General features: G+C 36.1%; 1 pseudogene. It reads right to left on the reverse strand.

Annotated elements, in window-relative coordinates:
• Positions 1 to 238 (reverse strand): annotated as a pseudogene (locus HMPREF0519_RS12950) (amino acid:proton symporter); the annotation flags it as partial.

The following is a 238-nucleotide window of genomic DNA, read 5'->3' on the forward strand; positions in this document are numbered from 1 at the left end:
CAACTATGAATGCCCCAATAATAAAAGCCTAAAGAGGCAATGATGATGACGATAAAATCAACAGGATACGGAATCCAGTTCATCCCGTTAAATTGATGGCTTCCGGCGTATGAAATAACGGAGATAAAGATGAGATAAACGATCATCCAAAGACTGGACCAAAAAGCTTTACGTGTATTAACAAAACCGGCTTTATATTCATAGTAGAAATAAAAGGGCAGACCCAAAATAATAATTA

Origin of the sequence: Lentilactobacillus hilgardii DSM 20176 = ATCC 8290, from assembly GCF_000159315.1 — a bacterium.
GTDB classification, from domain to species: domain Bacteria; phylum Bacillota; class Bacilli; order Lactobacillales; family Lactobacillaceae; genus Lentilactobacillus; species Lentilactobacillus hilgardii.